The organism is Amycolatopsis sp. NPDC051716, from assembly GCF_040681595.1.
Lineage (GTDB): Bacteria > Actinomycetota > Actinomycetes > Mycobacteriales > Pseudonocardiaceae > Amycolatopsis.
In genome coordinates this window covers 63,171-79,736 of sequence record NZ_JBFAZA010000007.1, presented here as the reverse complement: position 1 = coordinate 79,736, position 16,566 = coordinate 63,171, and the positions used below count along the sequence as shown (strand labels likewise).

14 protein-coding genes are annotated in these 16,566 nt (G+C 72.4%); 12 read left to right on the top strand and 2 right to left on the bottom strand.

The window, feature by feature from the left end; all coding sequences use genetic code 11:
* Positions 1-12 precede the first annotated feature (12 nt).
* A complete protein-coding gene (locus tag AB0M30_RS11475) occupies positions 13-1,461 on the top strand; it encodes an arabinofuranosidase catalytic domain-containing protein (RefSeq protein WP_364582782.1) in 1,449 nt (482 codons plus the stop codon).
* Positions 1,462-1,491: 30 nt separating this feature from the next.
* Positions 1,492-3,891 carry a non-reducing end alpha-L-arabinofuranosidase family hydrolase gene (locus tag AB0M30_RS11470; protein ID WP_364582780.1) on the top strand — a complete coding sequence of 800 codons (2,400 nt, stop codon included), beginning with the start codon at positions 1,492-1,494 and terminating at the stop codon, positions 3,889-3,891.
* A 105-nt stretch (positions 3,892-3,996) separates the two neighbouring features.
* On the opposite strand, the gene AB0M30_RS11465 is transcribed toward AB0M30_RS11470, so the two are convergent.
* Entirely contained in the window at positions 3,997-5,043 is a 1,047-nt protein-coding gene (locus AB0M30_RS11465) for an NAD(P)-dependent alcohol dehydrogenase (RefSeq protein WP_364582778.1), read from the bottom strand.
* 99 nt (positions 5,044-5,142) lie between these two features.
* Here AB0M30_RS11465 and AB0M30_RS11460 point away from each other — a divergent pair, with 99 nt between their 5' ends.
* Positions 5,143-5,730: a TetR family transcriptional regulator gene (locus tag AB0M30_RS11460; protein ID WP_364582775.1), complete on the top strand. Its 588-nt coding sequence runs from the start codon at positions 5,143-5,145 to the stop codon at positions 5,728-5,730.
* Between the two features lie 40 nt (positions 5,731-5,770).
* Here the strand turns inward: AB0M30_RS11460 and AB0M30_RS11455 are convergent, their stop codons facing one another.
* The gene (locus AB0M30_RS11455) at positions 5,771-6,751 is read right to left on the bottom strand and encodes a PaaX family transcriptional regulator C-terminal domain-containing protein (RefSeq protein WP_364582772.1); all 981 of its coding nucleotides are present in this window, start codon (positions 6,749-6,751) and stop codon (positions 5,771-5,773) included.
* Between the two features lie 200 nt (positions 6,752-6,951).
* Here AB0M30_RS11455 and AB0M30_RS11450 point away from each other — a divergent pair, with 200 nt between their 5' ends.
* Genes AB0M30_RS11450 through AB0M30_RS11410 form a run of 9 tightly spaced genes read left to right on the top strand, consistent with a single transcriptional unit; the run spans position 6,952 to position 16,462 of the window.
* Positions 6,952-7,869, top strand: a complete 918-nt coding sequence (locus tag AB0M30_RS11450; protein ID WP_364582770.1) for a transporter substrate-binding domain-containing protein — start codon at positions 6,952-6,954, stop codon at positions 7,867-7,869.
* Positions 7,866-8,741, top strand: a complete 876-nt coding sequence (locus tag AB0M30_RS11445; protein ID WP_364582767.1) for an amino acid ABC transporter permease — start codon at positions 7,866-7,868, stop codon at positions 8,739-8,741. Before AB0M30_RS11450 ends, AB0M30_RS11445 begins: the two co-directional genes overlap by 4 nt.
* Positions 8,738-9,523: an amino acid ABC transporter ATP-binding protein gene (locus tag AB0M30_RS11440; RefSeq protein WP_364582764.1), complete on the top strand. Its 786-nt coding sequence runs from the start codon at positions 8,738-8,740 to the stop codon at positions 9,521-9,523. The genes AB0M30_RS11445 and AB0M30_RS11440 overlap by 4 nt, the downstream gene beginning before the upstream one ends.
* Complete coding sequence (locus AB0M30_RS11435) at positions 9,520-10,659, top strand: CapA family protein (protein WP_364582762.1); 1,140 nt, start codon at positions 9,520-9,522, stop codon at positions 10,657-10,659. The genes AB0M30_RS11440 and AB0M30_RS11435 overlap by 4 nt, the downstream gene beginning before the upstream one ends.
* Positions 10,656-11,894, top strand: coding sequence for a CoA transferase (locus AB0M30_RS11430; RefSeq protein WP_364582759.1), 1,239 nt, complete (start codon positions 10,656-10,658; stop codon positions 11,892-11,894). The genes AB0M30_RS11435 and AB0M30_RS11430 overlap by 4 nt, the downstream gene beginning before the upstream one ends.
* A complete protein-coding gene (locus AB0M30_RS11425; RefSeq protein WP_364582756.1) occupies positions 11,891-12,919 on the top strand; it encodes a 2-hydroxyacyl-CoA dehydratase family protein in 1,029 nt (342 codons plus the stop codon). The genes AB0M30_RS11430 and AB0M30_RS11425 overlap by 4 nt, the downstream gene beginning before the upstream one ends.
* Complete coding sequence (locus AB0M30_RS11420; protein ID WP_364582754.1) at positions 12,916-14,139, top strand: 2-hydroxyacyl-CoA dehydratase family protein; 1,224 nt, start codon at positions 12,916-12,918, stop codon at positions 14,137-14,139. The genes AB0M30_RS11425 and AB0M30_RS11420 overlap by 4 nt, the downstream gene beginning before the upstream one ends.
* A 20-nt stretch (positions 14,140-14,159) precedes the next feature.
* Positions 14,160-15,080: a hypothetical protein gene (locus AB0M30_RS11415; protein ID WP_364582751.1), complete on the top strand. Its 921-nt coding sequence runs from the start codon at positions 14,160-14,162 to the stop codon at positions 15,078-15,080.
* An 11-nt stretch (positions 15,081-15,091) separates the two neighbouring features.
* Positions 15,092-16,462: a DUF6351 family protein gene (locus AB0M30_RS11410; protein ID WP_364582748.1), complete on the top strand. Its 1,371-nt coding sequence runs from the start codon at positions 15,092-15,094 to the stop codon at positions 16,460-16,462.
* Positions 16,463-16,566 lie beyond the last annotated feature (104 nt).

Sequence of the window (16,566 nt, the reverse complement as noted above, 5' to 3'; positions counted from 1 at the left end):
AGGAGTTCGTCGATGAAGGCACGCTGGAGAAGGGTGTGGCCGGCCGTGGTGATCGCCGCGGGCGCGCTGACCGGCACGGCGACGACGTCCCAGGCGGCCACCGAGGGGCCGTGTGACATCTACGCGGCCGGCGGCACGCCGTGCGTCGCCGCGCACTCGACCACCCGGGCGCTGTACGGCGCGTACAACGGCTCGCTCTACCAAGTGCGGCGCGCGTCGGACAACACCACGCGCGACATCGGGGTCCTGAGCGCCGGCGGCGTCGCGAACGCCGCGACGCAGGATTCGTTCTGCGCCGGCACGACGTGCCTGATCACGGTCATCTACGACCAGTCCGGCCGGAACAACCACCTGACCCAGGCGCCGCCGGGTGGCTTCTCCGGCCCGGCGGCCGGCGGGTACGACAACCTGGCCAGCGCGACGGCCGCCCCGACCACCGTCGGCGGCCAGAAGGCGTACGGCGTCTACGTGGCGCCGGGCACCGGTTACCGCAACAACAACACCAACGGCGTCGCGACCGGTGACCAGCCGGAAGGCATGTACGCGATCTTCGACGGGACGCACTACAACGGTGGCTGCTGCTTCGACTACGGCAACGCCGAGCGCAACAGCCGGGACAACGGCAACGGCACGATGGAAGCCATCTACTTCGGCAACATCAAGGTCTGGGGCTACGGCGCCGGCAACGGGCCGTGGATCATGGCGGACCTGGAAAACGGCCTGTTCTCCGGGGTCAACCAGCACTACAACGCCAACGACCCGAGCATCAGCCACCGGTACCTGACGGCCATCATCAAGGGCGGCCCGAACCGGTGGGCCATCCGCGGCGGCAACGCCCAGTCCGGTGGCGTGTCCACCTTCTACGACGGCGTGCGCCCGAATGTCTCGGGCTACAACCCGATGCGCAAGGAAGGCGCGATCATCCTCGGCACCGGCGGGGACAACAGCATCGGATCCGCCGGCACGTTCTACGAAGGCGTGATGACGTCCGGTTATCCGTCGGACGCCACCGAGAACGCGGTGCAGGCGAACGTCGTGGCGGCCGGGTACGGCACCGGCGGCAGCAACACGGGCACCGGGCCGCTGCACGCGGTCGGCGCGGGCAAGTGCCTGGCCGCCCCGAACTCCACCCAGGGCACGCAGCTGCAGATCGCCGGCTGCACCGGCCAGGCGAACCAGGCCTGGACGCGCACGACGGACGGCAGGCTGACGGCCACGATCGGCGGCGCGACGCTGTGCCTCGACGCGTCCGGCCAGGGCACGAGCGCGGGCACGAAGGTGGTGACCTGGTCCTGCAACGGCCAGGCCAACCAGCAGTGGACCGTCAACGCCAACGGCACGGTCACCGGCGGCCAATCCGGGCTGTGCCTGGACGTCACCGGTGCCTCCACGGCCGATGGCGCCCCGGTCGAACTGTGGACCTGCAACGGCGGCAGCAACCAGCAGTGGACGCTGGGCTGAGGCCGTGCCGAGACCGAAACGAGGACTGCGATGAACACCGGCTCACCCCCGCGGCGGCGCCTCCGGACCGCTGTCACCGTCCTCGCCGCCGCCGGGCTCGCGGCGACCGCCCTGGCGGTGTCGCCCGGGGTCGCCGGGGCGGCGAGCACGCTCGGGGCCGCGGCGGCGCAGAGCGGACGGTACTTCGGCGCCGCGATCTCGACGAGCCACCTGGGCGAGGCGGCGTACGTCAACACGTGGACGACGGAGTTCAACGGCGTCACGCCGGAAAACGAGATGAAGTGGGACACGGTCGAGCCGAACCGCAACCAGTTCAACTTCGCACCCGCCGACCGGATCGTCAGCCAGGCGAAGGCCCAGAGCATGAAAATCCGCGGGCACACGCTGGTGTGGTACCAGCAGCTGGCCCCCTGGGTCGGCGGGCTGGACGCGAACAACCTGCGCTCGGCGATGCTGAACCACATCGCCCAGGTGGCCGGCCACTGGAAGGGCCAGGTCATCGCGTGGGACGTGGTCAACGAGGCGTTCGAGGAGAACGGCACCCGGCGGCAGGCGACCTTCCAGCAGAAGCTCGGTGACGGCTACATCGAGGACGCCTTCCGCGTGGCCCGCACGGCGGACCCGACCGCCAAGCTCTGCTACAACGACTACAACACCGACGGCATCAACGCGAAGAGCACCGGGATCTACAACATGGTCCGGGACTTCAAGAGCCGGGGCGTGCCGATCGACTGCGTGGGCTTCCAGAGCCACCTCTCCTCGAACTCGAACCTGAGCAGCTACCAGGCCAACCTCCAGCGGTTCGCCGACCTCGGGGTCGACGTCCAGATCACCGAGCTGGACGTCGGCGGCTCGGGGGCCGGCCAGGCGAACGTGTACCGGCAGGTGACCCAGGCCTGCCGGGCGGTGACCCGGTGTACCGGCATCACGGTCTGGGGCGTCACGGACAAGTATTCGTGGCGCTCGGGCGACACCCCGCTGCTGTTCGACGGCAACTACGGCAAGAAGCAGGCCTACACGTCCGTCCTCGACGCGCTCGGCGGCAGCGACCCGGATCCCGGCGGGAGCACCGGCCCGGTGCGCGCCACGGCGGCGAACCGGTGCCTCGACGTCCCCGGCTCGGCGGGCACCGCCGGCACCCAGGTGCAGATCTGGGACTGCCACAGCGGGGCGAACCAGCAGTGGACCCGTGGCAGCGCGGGGGAGCTGAGCGTCTACTCCGGTACGGCGAAGCGGTGCCTGGGCACCGCGGGGGGCGGCACCGCCGCGGGCACGGCGGCGGTCATCGCGGACTGCACCGGTGGTGCCGGGCAGAAGTGGACCTTCACCGGCAGCGGCACGATCACCCAGGGCCAGTCGGGGCTGTGCCTCGACGTGTCCGGCGCGGCGACCGCCAACGGCACCAAGGTGATCATCTGGAGCTGCAACGGCGGCGCCAACCAGCGGTGGACCGGACCGTCCGCGCCGACCGGCGGCACCCTGCCGGCCCGCTATGCGTGGAGCTCCAGCGGGGCGCTGATCGCCCCGAAGTCCGACGCGACGCACGACATCGCCGGGATCAAGGACCCGTCGGTGGTCTACGCCGACGGGAAGTACCACGTGTTCGCCAGCACGGCGAACGCGGCCGGCTACAACCTGGTGTACCTGAGCTTCACGGACTGGGCCCAGGCGGGCTCGGCCACCCAGTACTACCTGGACCAGTCCGGGATCGGCACCGGGTACCGCGCGGCACCGGAGGTGTTCTACTTCGCGCCGCAGAAGCTGTGGTACCTGGTGTACCAGGACGGCAACGCGGCCTATTCGACCAACCCGGACATCGGCAACCCGAGCGGCTGGAGCGCCCCGAAGCACTTCTACCCGTCGATGCCGGCGATCATCCAGCAGAACATCGGCAGCGGCTACTGGGTCGACATGTGGGTGATCTGCGACGCGGCCGCCTGCCACCTGTTCTCCTCGGACGACAACGGGCACCTCTACCGGTCGCAGACGTCGGTCGCGAACTTCCCGGAGGGCATGAGCGATCCGGTCATCGCCGCCCAGGACGCGGACCGGTACGCGCTGTTCGAAGCGTCCAATGTGTACAAGGTGGCGGGTGCGGACCAGTACCTGCTGATCGTGGAGGCGATCGGCGCCCGGGGACGGTACTTCCGGTCCTGGACGTCGAGCGCCATCGCCGGACCCTGGACCGCGCTGGCCGACACCGAGAGCGCCCCGTTCGCCGGCGCGGCGAACGTCTCGTTCCCGGCCGGCCAGTGGACGACCGACATCAGCCACGGCGAGATGGTCCGGGCCGGCACGGACCAGACGCTGACCATCGACCCCTGCCGGATCCGCTACCTCTACCAGGGCCGGGACCCCGCCTCCGGTGGGGACTACAACAGCCTGCCGTGGCGGCTGGGCCTGCTGACGCAGACGAACGCCACCTGCTGACCGGTGCCCGCCGGAAAACCCGGCGGGCACGTTGAGGGAGAGGACCTGGCCTGCTTCACCGTACCGGCGCGGTGAAGCAGGCCAGGACCGTCGCCTGGGAACAGGTCAGCCGGCGGCGTGGTCGAGGTCGGCCAGGTCGAGCACGAAGCGGTAGCGGACGTCATTGTGTGACAGGCGGTCCAGGACCTCGTTGACCCGGGCCGACGGGACGGTTTCGACGTCCGCGGTGACCGCGTGGCGGGCGCAGAAGTCGAGCATCGCCGCGGTCCCGGCCCGGCCGCCGCTGCCCGCCGAGCTCAGTTTCTTGCGGCCCACCAGCAGGTCCATCGCCTCGACCGTGAGCGAGCCGAGGTGGCCGACCTGGCTGAGGGTGCCGTCCAGGGCGACCAGCCGCAGGTACGGGCCGAGGTCGTGGGGGACCGCGATGGTGTCGATGACGACGTCGAACCGGTCGCGGGCCGCTTCCAGCTGCCGGGGATCCGCCGACACCAGCAGCTCGCGCGCCCCGAGCCGGGTCGCGTCCGCGGCCTTGCCGGCCGATCGGCTGATGACCGTCGTCTCGGCGCCGAGGGCGACCGCGAGCTTGACCGCCAGGTGCCCCAGGCCGCCGAGGCCGATCACCGCGACCCGGGTGCCGGGGCCGACACCGAGCGCACGCAGTGGTTCCCAGACCGTGATACCCGCACACAGCAGCGGTGCCGCGCCCGCCGGGTCGAGGCCCGCGGGGAGCCGGTAGGCGAAGTCTTCCCGGACGACGTATTCGCGGGCGAACGCGCCGAGCGTGGGGGAGCCGTCGTGGCGGTCGGTTCCGCCGTAGGTCAGCGTGGGGAACTCGGCGCAGTAGTTCTCCTGGCCGCGGCGGCACATCGCGCACTTCCCACAGGAGTCGACGATGTTGCCGACCGCCACCGGGTCGCCGGCCGCGAACCGCGTCACCGCCGGCCCGGTTCCGGTCACCACGCCGGTGAATTCGTGGCCCGGCACCAGGGCGGTGTCCCGGGGGTCGCGCAACGCGTGCAGGTCGGTGTGGCAGACCCCGCAGTGGTCCACGCGGACCGCGATGTCGTCGTCGCGCAGGTCGCGCCGGTGGAGCGTGGCGCGCCGGAGGGTCGGGTCGTTCGCGTCGGCCAGCCAGCCGGTGGTGGTCCGCATCGCAGCTCCTCAAGAAACAGAACAGTCGGTTTGTTTGCTCGACGCTAGCTGGTCCGGCCCGGTAAAGCAAACCGACTGTTCTGTTGTAGGCTGTGGTGCATGGCCGACAAGCTGCTGACCTCGCGCGGAGCCGCCACGAAGCAGCGCATCGTGGACGCGGCGACCGAGGAGTTCGCCCGGTACGGCATCGCCGGGGCCCGCGTCGAGCGCATCGTCGAGGCGGCCCGGACCAACCGGGCCCAGCTGTATGCCTACTTCGGCAGCAAGGACGGGCTGTTCGACGCCATCTTCTTCGCCTCGCTGGAGCGGATCGTCAACGTGGTGCCGATCGACGGCGCCGACCTCGCCGGCTGGGCCGTCCGCCTCTACGACGAGTACCTGCGGCGCCCGGACCTCATCCGCCTCGCGACCTGGACCCGCCTCGAGCGCCGGCCGGCCGGCCACCTGGTGGCCGACGCCGACCGGCTGGACGACGCCAAGCTGCGGGCCATCGCCGAGGCGCAGGCCGCGGGGCTGGTCCGGGCCGGCGATCCCTTCGACCTGATGGCGATGGTGATCGCGATGTCCATGGCGTGGTCGCCGGTCAGCAACGTCTACGCCGCCACGGACGCGGAACCGGCCGAGGTCCACGACCGGCGCCGGGCGCTGCTGCGGGAGTGCGTCCAGAGCGTCATCGCGCCGGCCTGAACGCGGCACTTTCCGGCACGTCCGGCTCGGGAAGTGCCGCTCACCGCCGGCGGGCTTCGTCCAGCCGCCGGGCTTCGGCGGCCTGCTCGAACGGCGTGTCGCCCGCCGGGTGGCGGTCGCCCAGCGCGGCGAACAGGTCCGCGACCTTCGCCGAGTCGTGGTGGGCGGCGAGTTCCGCCAGCGCGGGATCCGTCTCGGCCAGCACCTGCCGGAACCGCAGCTCCGCCAGCGGGCCCAGCCGGTCGTAGATCTGCAGGAAGATCTTCTGGGCCCGGTCGCGTGCCCAGCCGGCGGGCAGCAGTTCGGCGGGCAGGTCCGGGTCGTTCTCCGGGAACCGGCGCCAGTCCACGCGCAGTTCGGTGCGGGTGCGCAACGCCTGCGCCGGGCTGATCCGGCCGGCGGCCAACCCGGTCAGCACGTCTTCGTAGCGCTCGACGAACTGCTCGTACTCCCGGGCGAGCGGGTCGAGGTCGAAGGCCGTGGCCGCGGCGGCCGGACCGGGCACCTCGGTGGCGCGGAAGACCGTCGCACTGCCCAGTTCGAGCTCGCGCAGGGCGGCGAGGGCCGGTCCGGCGAGGTCGTGCGGGCTGATCCAGACCCCGTCGTACAGCGCGGCGAACCGCAGGACGCGCAGCCGCGAACGCAGCGCCGTGCGCAGGCCCCGCTCCTGCTCCGGCACGGAGAAGGTGACCACGGTCCACTGCCCGTCCCAGTCCGGCGCGGTCGTGCCGAAGGTCAGCATCCGGTGCGTGCGCTCGATGATCACTTCGGATGTCCGGGCGGGAATGCCGTAGGCCGTCGTCCGGCCGCTGCGCGAGACGGTCAGCAGGCCGCGGGCGGCGAGCCGGCGGATCGCGGCCCGGGCGCTCGCCGGGCTGATGTCGAACTCGCCGAGCAGCTGGACGAGGGCGGCCGACGGGATGTGCTCGTCGCGCCAGTACCAGAAGTCGCCGAGCAGCGAGGTGAGCAGGAGCTGCGGTTCGGCTCCCTGCTGGGCGCGGGGCAGCGGGCCCGTCGTCATCGCGCTCCTGCCTGTTCCCGGGTCGGTCCCGGCGGCCGGTCCGCCGCGGGGGTCCATGGTGGCAGTTGCGGCCTGGCGGCCGGAGCGAGGGGTTGAATCACGCGACACATCATGCGACGATCGGCGTCCAGATAGCAACCAATCGTTCTCCCAGGTTCCGCGCCGTCCACTCGGGACGGCCCCCGCAGGAAGAAAACGACATGGGTTCCTCACTTCGTCAATGGCGTCGAAGCACGCTCGCCGTGGCCGCCGCGGGGCTCGCGCTGGCCGGGTGCACGGTCGACGACGGGGCGGCGTCCGCTCCGTCCGCCGCCGCTCTCACCGCCCTCCCGGCGCTGCACGACCAGCTGCCGCAGGCGGTCAAGGACGCCGGTGTCCTCCGGTTTGCCGGCGACTCGCACCCGCCGTACCGCACCGTCGGGCCGGACGGGAAGTCCGTCACCGGCATCGACCACGATTTCCAGCAGGCGCTCGGCCAGCTCCTGGGCGTGCGCACGGAGATCGCCGTCGTCAGCGGGCTCCCGGCCGCGCTGCAGGGCATGCTCAGCGGCCGGTACGACGCCTTCAACGGGCCGGTCAAGGCCACCGCGGAGCGGGAGAAGCAGTTCGACACCGTCACGTGGATGACCACCCGCACCTCCTACGTGATCCCCACCGGCTCGGCCGCCGGCCTCAAGCAGGCGGCGGACCTGTGCGGGAAGCGCGTCGCGGTGGTCACCGCCAGCGTCGTGGAGGAGCAGCTCGCCAAGCTGTCGGCCTTCTGTGAACGCTCACGGAAGGCGGCCGTGCAGGTGGTCGGGCTCGACGACACGAACGCCACCCTGCTGGCCGCCAAGTCGGGCCGCGCCGAAGCCGCCGGGATGACCCAGGCGGCCGCGATCGACGTGACCACCCAGCAGAAGGGGCAGTACGAATACGTGACGCAGACCGAGGAACAGGGCGCCACGAAGGACAACCTGGCGCTCTACACGCCGAAGTCGGCCAAGCTCGGCCCGGTGCTGCAGAAGGCGTTCGAGGAGCTGTTCCGCAACGGCACCTACACCCGGATCATGCACCAGTGGGGCCTGGCCGACGTCACCGTCCCGCAGCCGCTGTTCGACGTGGCCTCCGCGAAATGACCGCCGTGTCCACAGTGGAGGAGACGGCGGCGGCCCGCGACGACGTGGCCGAAGCCCGCGGCCGCTTCCGGCCGCTGCGCTGGCTGTTCGTGCTCGTGCTGGCGGTGCTGGCCGCGCAGCTGGTCGTGTTCCTGGCCGGCAATTCCCGGTTCCAGTGGGACGTCGTGGCGAAGTACCTCTTCGAGAAGAGCGTCCTGGCGGGCCTGGGCACCACCGTGCTGCTCGCCGTCGCGGCGATGGTGCTCGGCTCGCTGGCGGGCGGGGTGGTCGCGGCGATGCAGCTGAGCGGGTTCGCCCCGGCGCGGTGGGTGGCGACGCTGTGGGTGGGCCTCTTCCGCGGCATCCCGCCGCTGGTGCAGCTGATCTTCTGGTTCAACCTCGCCTACCTGCTGCCCCGGCTGTCGATCGGCATCCCGTTCGGCCCGGTGTTCGGCAGCTGGGACGCCAACACCGTCATCACGCCGCTGACCGCCGCGGTGCTCGGCCTGTCGCTGGTGGAATCGGCGTACCTGGCGGAGATCTTCCGCGCCGGGGTGTCCTCGGTCGACCCCGGCCAGCGTGACGCGGCCCGCGCGATGGGTTACCCGCCGGGCCAGACGCTGCTGCGGATCGTGCTGCCCCAGGCGATGCGCGTGATCATCCCGCCGGCGGGCAGCCAGTTCATCAACGTGCTCAAGGGCACCGCGCTCGTGTCGGTGATCGCGATGTCGGACCTGCTGCACTCGGTGCAGGCGATCTACAACCGCACCTACGAGATCGTGCCGATGCTGCTGGTCGCCTGCTTCTGGTACCTCGTCGTCGTCACCGCGCTGACGGCCGGGCAGCGCCGGCTGGAACGCCGGTTCTCCCGCGGCCACCGGAGTGCCCGGTGACCGCCCCGGTGCTGCGTCTCGACGCCGTCCGCAAGCAGTTCGGGCCGGTGACCGCGCTCGCGGGGGTCAGCCTGGACGTGCGTGAAGGGGAGTCGGTCGTGGTGATCGGGCCGTCCGGGTCGGGCAAGTCGACGCTCGTCCGCTGCGTCCACCAGCTGGAGCCCCTCGACGGCGGTGCGATGTACCTCGACGGCGAGCTCCTGGGGCACCGGCGCACGCCGGGCGGCCTGCGGGCGCTCACCGAGCGGCGGATCGCGGCCCAGCGGCGGCGGATGAGCATGGTCTTCCAGCAGTTCAACCTGTTCCCGCAGTTCACCGTGCTGCGCAACGTGACCGACGCGGCCATCCGCGTGCACGGCCGCGATCGGTCCACCGTGGAGGCCGAGGCGCGGGAGCTGCTCGCGCGCATCGGCCTGGCCGGGCGCGAGGACCACTACCCGCGGCAGCTCTCGGGTGGGCAGCAGCAGCGGGTCGCCATCGCCCGGGCCGTGCTGGTCCGGCCGCGGATCATGCTGTTCGACGAACCGACCAGCGCACTCGACCCCGAACTGGTCGACGAGGTCCTGGCCGTGCTGCGGGACCTCGCCGCGGCGGGGACCACGATGGTCGTGGTCACCCACGAAATGGCCTTCGCCCGCGAGGCGGCCGACCGGTGCGTGTTCATGGAGGCGGGCCGGATCGTCGAGGAAGGGCCGCCGGAGGAGCTGTTCGCGCGGCCCCGCACCGATCGGCTGCGGGCCTTCCTCTCCCGTCATCTGTCCACATCGGAGGGTGTCTCGTGATCACCGTCGGCGCCGTCGGCGACCTCATCCTGGACGAGCCGGAACCGGCGTCCTTCCTCGCCCCGGCCGCGCCGGTGCTGCGGGGGATGGACCTGGCGATCGGGCACGTCGAAGTCCCGCACTCGACGACGACGGTCCAGCGCAGCACCGACGTCCCGGCCCCACCGGCCGACCCGGCCGCGCTGAAGGCCGTGGCCGACGCCGGGTTCGCGGTGGTCACGCTGGCGGGCAACCACATCTGCGACGCCGGCGACGAGGGGCTCGCGGACACGATCGCCCACGCCCGGGCGGCGGGGCTCGGCACCGCCGGAGCCGGGCCGGACCTGGCGCACGCGCGGCGGCCGGCGATCGTCGACCGCGGCGGCCTGCGCATCGGCGTGCTGTCGTACAACTGCGTCGGCCCGCGTGACTCGTGGGCCACCTCCCGCAAGCCCGGCTGCGCGTACGTCCACGTCCTCACCCACTACGAGCTGGACCACGCCAGCCCGGGCGGGCCGCCGAAGATCTACACCTTCGCCGACCCGGACAGCCTGGAGGCGATGGCCGGTGACGTCCGCCGCCTGCGTGCCGAGGCCGACGTCGTGCTCGTGTCGCTGCACAAGGGCGTCGGGCACACGCCCGTCGTCGTCGCGATGTACGAGAGCCCGGTCGCCCGCGCGGCGGTCGACGCCGGAGCCGACGCCGTGTTCTCCCACCACCCGCACATCATGCGCGGCATCGAAGTCCACCGGGGCCGGCCGATCTTCCACGGCCTCGGCAACTTCGCCACCGTCACCCACGCCCTGACACCGGGGGCGGGCGTGGGCGCGGACGAACTGCGCGCGTGGGCCGAGCGGCGGACGAAGCTGTACGGCTTCGCGCCCGATCCGGCCATGCCGTTCTTCCCGTTCCACCCCGAAAGCCGCAACACCGCCATCGCCTTCTGCCGCTTCGACGAGTCCGGGCTGCGCGAGGCGGGCTTCGTCCCCTGCTGGGTCGACGACCAGGGGCGTCCGGTCCCGGTCGGCGGCACACCGGAAGGCGATGCCGTGGCGAAGTACATCGAGGACATCACCCGCGGCGCGAACCTCAACGGCCGGTTCACCACCCGCGGCACCGAAGTGCTCGTCGATCTCACCGAGGGGGTTCCCGCATGACCGACCAGCCACTGGCCGGCCGCACCGTCATCGACCTGACCACCGCGCTCGCCGGGCCGTACGCGACGCTGCTGCTCGCCGGGCTCGGGGCCACCGTGATCAAGGTCGAAAACCCGGCCACGGGCGGCGATTCGTCGCGCAACAACGCGCCTTACGTCGGGCGCGACGGGCTGAACCTGGGCCGCCGGCACGACGACGATCTCTCGGTGTCGATGCTGCTGCGCGGCCGCAACAAGCTCAGCGTCACCCTCGACCTGAAGAACCCGCGCTCGCACGCCGTGTTCACCGACCTCGTCCGCGACGCCGACGTGCTGGTCGAGAACTACAGCCCGGGCGTCACCGAGCGGCTCGGCATCTCCTACGCGCGGGTCCGCGAACTCAACCCCCGGCTCGTCTACACCTCGATCAGCGGCTTCGGCGCCCAGGGCGGGCCGGGGTCCGGCAAGGCGATGGACTCGATCATCCAGGCCCTGAGCGGCGTGATGATGACCGCGGGCGAGCCCGACGAGGGCCCGGTCCGGTTCGGGCTGCCGATCGGCGACCTCCTCGCGCCGCTGTTCGCCGTGGTCGGCACGGTGTCGGCGCTGCTGCAGGCCGAGCACACCGGCGAGGGCCAGCATGTCGACGTGTCGATGCTCGGCGCGCTGACCTCGCTGGTCGCCTGCGAGCCGTTCGACGCCTTCGAAGCGGTCGGCCTGCCCCAGCGCACCGGGTCGATGGTGCCGCGCCTGGCGCCGTTCGGCATCCTGCCCGCGGCCGACGGGTACGTCGCGCTCTGCGCGCCGACCGACGCGTTCGCCCACGGGGTGCTCCGGGCCATCGGCCGCCCGGACCTGGCCGGGGACGACCGCTACCGCACCCGCGACCAGCGAGTCCGGGCCGCCGACGAACTGCACGGGCTGATCCGCGAGTGGTGCCGGGTGCGGCCACTGGCCGAGATCCTCGCCGCGTTCACCGCCGAAGGCGTCCCGGCGGCCGAGGTCCGCGAGCCGCGCGAGGCCGTGCGGGATCCGCTGGTCCTGGCCCGCGAAGAAGTGGTGCCGCTGCGGCACCCGCGGCACGGGGACGTCGCCGACCTGGCCGGGACCGGGGTGCCGATCCGCTTCTCCGCCGCCCGCGTCGGCCTCGACCGGCCCGCGCCCGCGCTCGGCGAGCACAACGAGCACGTCTACCGGGAACTGCTCGGCTACACCGAACAGCAGCTGGCCGACCTGGTGGCGGAGGCGGTGATTTGAGCGCCCCGGAGCTCCCGGCCGCCGGGTACGTCGGCGCGGACGTGCCGGTCGAGCTGATCACCGCGGCGGGGCTGCGGCCGCTGCGGCTGGCCGGGAAGCCGGGGGAAGACAGCACGCTCGGCGACCGCTACCTCGGCCGCGGGGTGGACCCGGTCGCCCGGTCGATCCTGACGCGGATCCTCACCGGGGACTACGGGCCGCTCGAAGCCGTCGTCGTCTCCCGTGACTGTGAAGCGTCGTTGCGGCTGTTCTACGCGCTGCGCGAGCTGCACCGGGTCGAGCCCGGGCTGCGGCTGCCGCCGGTGCGGCTGGTGGACGTCCTGCACCTGCCGCACCACACGACCACCCGGTACGTCCACGCGAAGATCGCGCAGCTGCGCGAGTGGCTGGGGCAGTGGCGCCGCATCGGGGACGACGACCTCGCCGCGGCCATCACCGCGCACGACACCCTGCGGCGGTCGCTCGGCCGGGCCGCCGCCCTGCGCCGGGCGAACCGGCTGAGCGGTACCCGGTTCCTCGAGGTCGTCGCGGCGACCACCGCGGTGCCGGTCGAAGAGGCCATCGCGCTCGTCGAGGACGTGCTCGCTGTCGACTCAGCTCAGGTCGAGGGGGTGCGGCTCTTCCTCACCGGGAGTTCCCACGACACCCCCGGTGTGTACGAAACGTTGGAGCGCAACGGGTTCTTCATCGTGGGGGAGGACCACGACTGGGGTGAGCTGCTCTTCGCGCGCACCTGCGCGGCGCCGACGGAACTCGCGCTGGCCGAGCGCTACCAGCACAACGGCCCGGCCGCGCCCCGCGCGTCGATCCGGCAACGCGCGGCGCACACCGCCGCGGCCGCCCGCGCCTGCGGGGCGGAGATCTTGTTCTCCTACGCGCGCGTGCACGACGACGCGCCGCCGTGGGACTTCCCGGAGCAGCGGGCCGCGACGGGCCTGCGCGCGGTGCTGGCGGAGCGTCAGCCCTACGGCGAGCTGACGTCCGAAGCGCTGGCGGCGCTGATCCCGGCAGGAGCGGCGGTATGACGGCCCGGCTGGCGTCCGCGACCACCGCGACCGCGTACCAGCGCGAGTGGTTCACCCGGCTGCGCGATGCCGAGGGTCCCTTGGCCCTGGTCAACGCGGACGCACCCCAGGAGATCTTCCGCGCCATGGGGATCCCGTACGTCGTCAACCAGTGGTGGGCTTCGATCGTCGCGGCGAAACGCCAGACCCAGCGCTACCTCGGCCTGCTGCGCGAACGCGGCTACCCGGACTACATCGAGCAGTACAGCGCGACTTCACTGGCGTCGGCGTTCGAAGACGATCCCGGCGAAGCGCCGTGGGGCGGGCTGCCGAAGCCGTCGATCGTGCTCGGCGAGACGACCGGGGACGCGTCCCGCAAGATCTTCGACGTCTGGGACGCGCAGCCCGGCGTCACCTACTACCCCCTGGAGAGCGCGGCCGAGAACGAGGTGCCGGAGCGGTGGTGGGAGCTGATGCCGCACCGCTGGGAGGAGGCCATCGGGAGCGACCGGCTCGACCTGCTGACCGGCGAGCTGACCGGCCTGATCCGGTTCCTCGAGCAGACCACCGGCCGGGTGTTCTCCGAGACGCGGTTCCGCGAAGTCCTCGCGCTGGTGAACGAGCAGCAGGAGTGGAACCGCCGCACCCGCGACCTGATCGCCGCCGCCCGGCCGTGCCCGATCGCCGTCACCGACGGCATCCCGAGCGTCATGGTGCCCCAGTGGCACCGCGGCACCGAGTGGGCCCGCGACGCCGCCCGCGCCTTCCACGACGAAGTGCGCGACCGCGTCGACGCGGGTGTCGCGGTGTGCCCGGGCGAGCGGCTGCGGCTGATGTGGGTCGGCCGCGGGCTCTGGTTCGACCTCGAGTTCTACCGGCGGTTCCAGGACTCGCACGGCGCGGTCTTCGTCTGGTCCATGTACCTCGCGATCGCCGCGGACGGCTACCTGCGCTACGGTGACGACCCGCTGCGCGCACTGGCCGCCCGCTTCGCCGCCTTCGGCGACCAGCTCTACACCCCGCCGTGGTCGGCCGAGTGGTACGTCAAGGAGGCGCGGCACCACGGCGTCGACGGCGTCGTGCACCTCGTCTCCGACGACGCGCGCGGCAGCTACTTCACCACCCGTGCCCTGCGTGCGGCGGGGATCCCGGTGCTGGAACTGCACGCGGACAACGTCGACGCCCGCACCGGAGCCGGCTTGACCGCGCGGATGAGCGCGTGGCTCGGCGAACTCGGGTGACCCTCCGGAAAGGACTTTCGATGGCCTGGTTGAAACCTGTCCTCGTCGCGGCGGCGACGGCCCTGGTCGCGGTCACGGCGACGGTCGTTCCCGCTTCTCCCGAGGGGGAAGCCGCGGGGCCGCCCGCGCCGCCCGCGTCCGCGGTGTTCCACCCGGTGGTGCGCGAGGCCGCGGCCCGGACCGGGGACTACGCCGCCGAGTACACCGTCTACCGGCCCGCGGATCCGGATCGGGTGCGCGGCGGCCTGCCGGTCGTGGTGTTCGGCAACGGCGCGTGCCGGCACACGAGCAACGACGAGCTGCTGACCCTCGAGACGCTGCTCGCCGCACACGGGTTCGTCGTCGTGGCGATCGGCGGGTTCGACGAACCCGCCCTGACCGAGAACGGCTCCCCGGAGCCGGCGGTCATCACCGACGCGATCACCTGGGCCGAACGGGAAAACGGCCGCCGGGGGAGCGCACTGCGGAACAAGCTCGACACGCGGCGGATCGGCGTCGCCGGTCACTCCTGCGGCGGCATCGAAGCCCTCGTCGCCGGCGCGGATCCCCGGGTGAAGTCGGTGCTGTCGCTCGACAGCGGGTTCTTCGCCGACGGCACCCTCGGCTACGGCCGGGAGAACCTGCGGAAGCTGCACACGCCCACCCTGTTCGTCGACGGCGGCCCGAACGACGTCGCCTACGCCAACAGCGGGGAGAACTACGACCTCGTCACCGTGCCCGCGGTCCGGGCGACCAACCCGGCGGCCGGCCACACCGGCTTCGTCTACGGCCAGCGCGACGGCAATCCCGACCCGAGCGTCCGCGAGGAGGCCGTGCGGGTGCTGGTCGCCTGGTTCGACTTCACCCTCAACGGCAACCGCACCGCGCGTGGCTACTTCCTCGGCGCGGGCTGCGGCCTGTGCGTCACGCCGGGCTGGACCGTCACCGCCAAGAACTTCTGAAGGAGCGAGTCATGAACAGGAGACTCCGGGGCGGACTGGCCCTGGCCATCGTGCTGGCGGCGGGGGTGCCCACGGCCGCCCGCGCGGCGGAGCAGCCGTGTGCGGTCTTGGGCAGCTCTGCCGCCCGGTGCACCGCCGGGCAGCTGGCCGACGGCACGCCGTACACCTTCGCCAAGCCCGCCCGGTGGAACGGCGCCGTGCTGGTGGACCTCGACTTCGCCGCGGGCGGCCTGACGAGCCCGCTCACCGCGAGCCTGCTGGAGCGCGGCTACGCGGTGGGCGGCACCACGCGCACGATCAGCAGCTGGAACATCGCACGGGCCATCGACAACCAGGCGGAGGCGCTCGGCCGCTTCGAAGCCGCGTTCGGGCGGGCGCGGTACGCGATCGCGGAAGGCCGTTCGATGGGCGGGATGGTCGCCGCCGGAGTGGCTCAGGTGTACCCCGGCCGCTTCGCCGCGGCGATCCCGATGTGCGGCGGCCTCGGCGGCGCGGTGGGGCAGTGGAACCAGAAGCTCGACACGGTGTTCACGCTGAAAACGCTGCTGTTCCCCGATGCCGCCCTCCCGGTGACCGGCATCCCGGCCGACGTCCCGGGGACGCAGCAGCAGTGGCTCACGGCGGTGGCGTCGGCCCAGTCGAGCGCCGCCGGGAAGGCACGCATCGCGCTCGCGGCGGCGATCGGCCAGCTGCCGGGCTGGGGCCTGACGCCGGACGGCTCGCCGACGCCGGTGCCGGCCGACCACGACGTCGACGGCGTCGAGCAGGGGATGTACCTGGCGCTGGCGGGTGGCCCGCTGCCGTACCTCGGGCAGGCGGTCAGCAGCCGCCGGACGATCGAGCAGCTGGCGGGCGGGAACCCGTCCTGGAACACGGGCGTGGACTACGCGCGGCAACTCGCCGAGGCCGCACCGGAGCAGCGCAACGCCGTGCGGCGGCTGTACGAACGCGCGGGCCTCGACCTGCCCGCGGACCTCGGCCGCCTCGCCGCGGCACCCCGGGTGCCCGCCGACCCGGCCGCCGTCCGCTACCTGGAGCGGGGCATCGTGTTCACCGGCGAACTGCGGATCCCGGTGCTGACGGTCAACGGCACGGGCGACCAGATTTCGACGGTGGCCCAGCAGCAGTCGTACGGTTCGCTGGCCCGCCGGACGGGCACCGAGTCCCGGCTCCGGCAGACGTACGTCCAGACGGCGGGCCACTGCACGTACACGACGGGCGAACAACAGGCGGCGATCGACCGCATGCTGACCCGCCTGCGCACCGGCCACTGGCCGGACACCGCCCCGCGCACGATGAACGCGCTCTCGGCCGCGGTGGACGGCGTCGCGGGCCGGTACCTGAGCTTCGTCCCGCCGCGCTTCAACCGCCCCTACCCGTGATCGAAGGGTCATCACCCGTGATTGGCGGGACGACACGCGTGATTGGAGGGACGACACGGTGAGCCGGCCGAGGTCGGCGTGTCGTCCCTCTGATCACGCGTGAT

Coding starts and splice junctions, on each gene's coding strand:
- AB0M30_RS11430 (WP_364582759.1), top strand. CDS start 10,656: ATGACCGACCAGCCACTGGCCGGCCGCACCGTCATCGACCTGACCACC.
- AB0M30_RS11460 (WP_364582775.1), top strand. CDS start 5,143: ATGGCCGACAAGCTGCTGACCTCGCGCGGAGCCGCCACGAAGCAGCGC.
- AB0M30_RS11470 (WP_364582780.1), top strand. CDS start 1,492: ATGAACACCGGCTCACCCCCGCGGCGGCGCCTCCGGACCGCTGTCACC.
- AB0M30_RS11475 (WP_364582782.1), top strand. CDS start 13: ATGAAGGCACGCTGGAGAAGGGTGTGGCCGGCCGTGGTGATCGCCGCG.
- AB0M30_RS11420 (WP_364582754.1), top strand. CDS start 12,916: ATGACGGCCCGGCTGGCGTCCGCGACCACCGCGACCGCGTACCAGCGC.
- AB0M30_RS11450 (WP_364582770.1), top strand. CDS start 6,952: ATGGGTTCCTCACTTCGTCAATGGCGTCGAAGCACGCTCGCCGTGGCC.
- AB0M30_RS11410 (WP_364582748.1), top strand. CDS start 15,092: ATGAACAGGAGACTCCGGGGCGGACTGGCCCTGGCCATCGTGCTGGCG.
- AB0M30_RS11465 (WP_364582778.1), bottom strand. CDS start 5,043: ATGCGGACCACCACCGGCTGGCTGGCCGACGCGAACGACCCGACCCTC.
- AB0M30_RS11455 (WP_364582772.1), bottom strand. CDS start 6,751: ATGACGACGGGCCCGCTGCCCCGCGCCCAGCAGGGAGCCGAACCGCAG.
- AB0M30_RS11445 (WP_364582767.1), top strand. CDS start 7,866: ATGACCGCCGTGTCCACAGTGGAGGAGACGGCGGCGGCCCGCGACGAC.
- AB0M30_RS11415 (WP_364582751.1), top strand. CDS start 14,160: ATGGCCTGGTTGAAACCTGTCCTCGTCGCGGCGGCGACGGCCCTGGTC.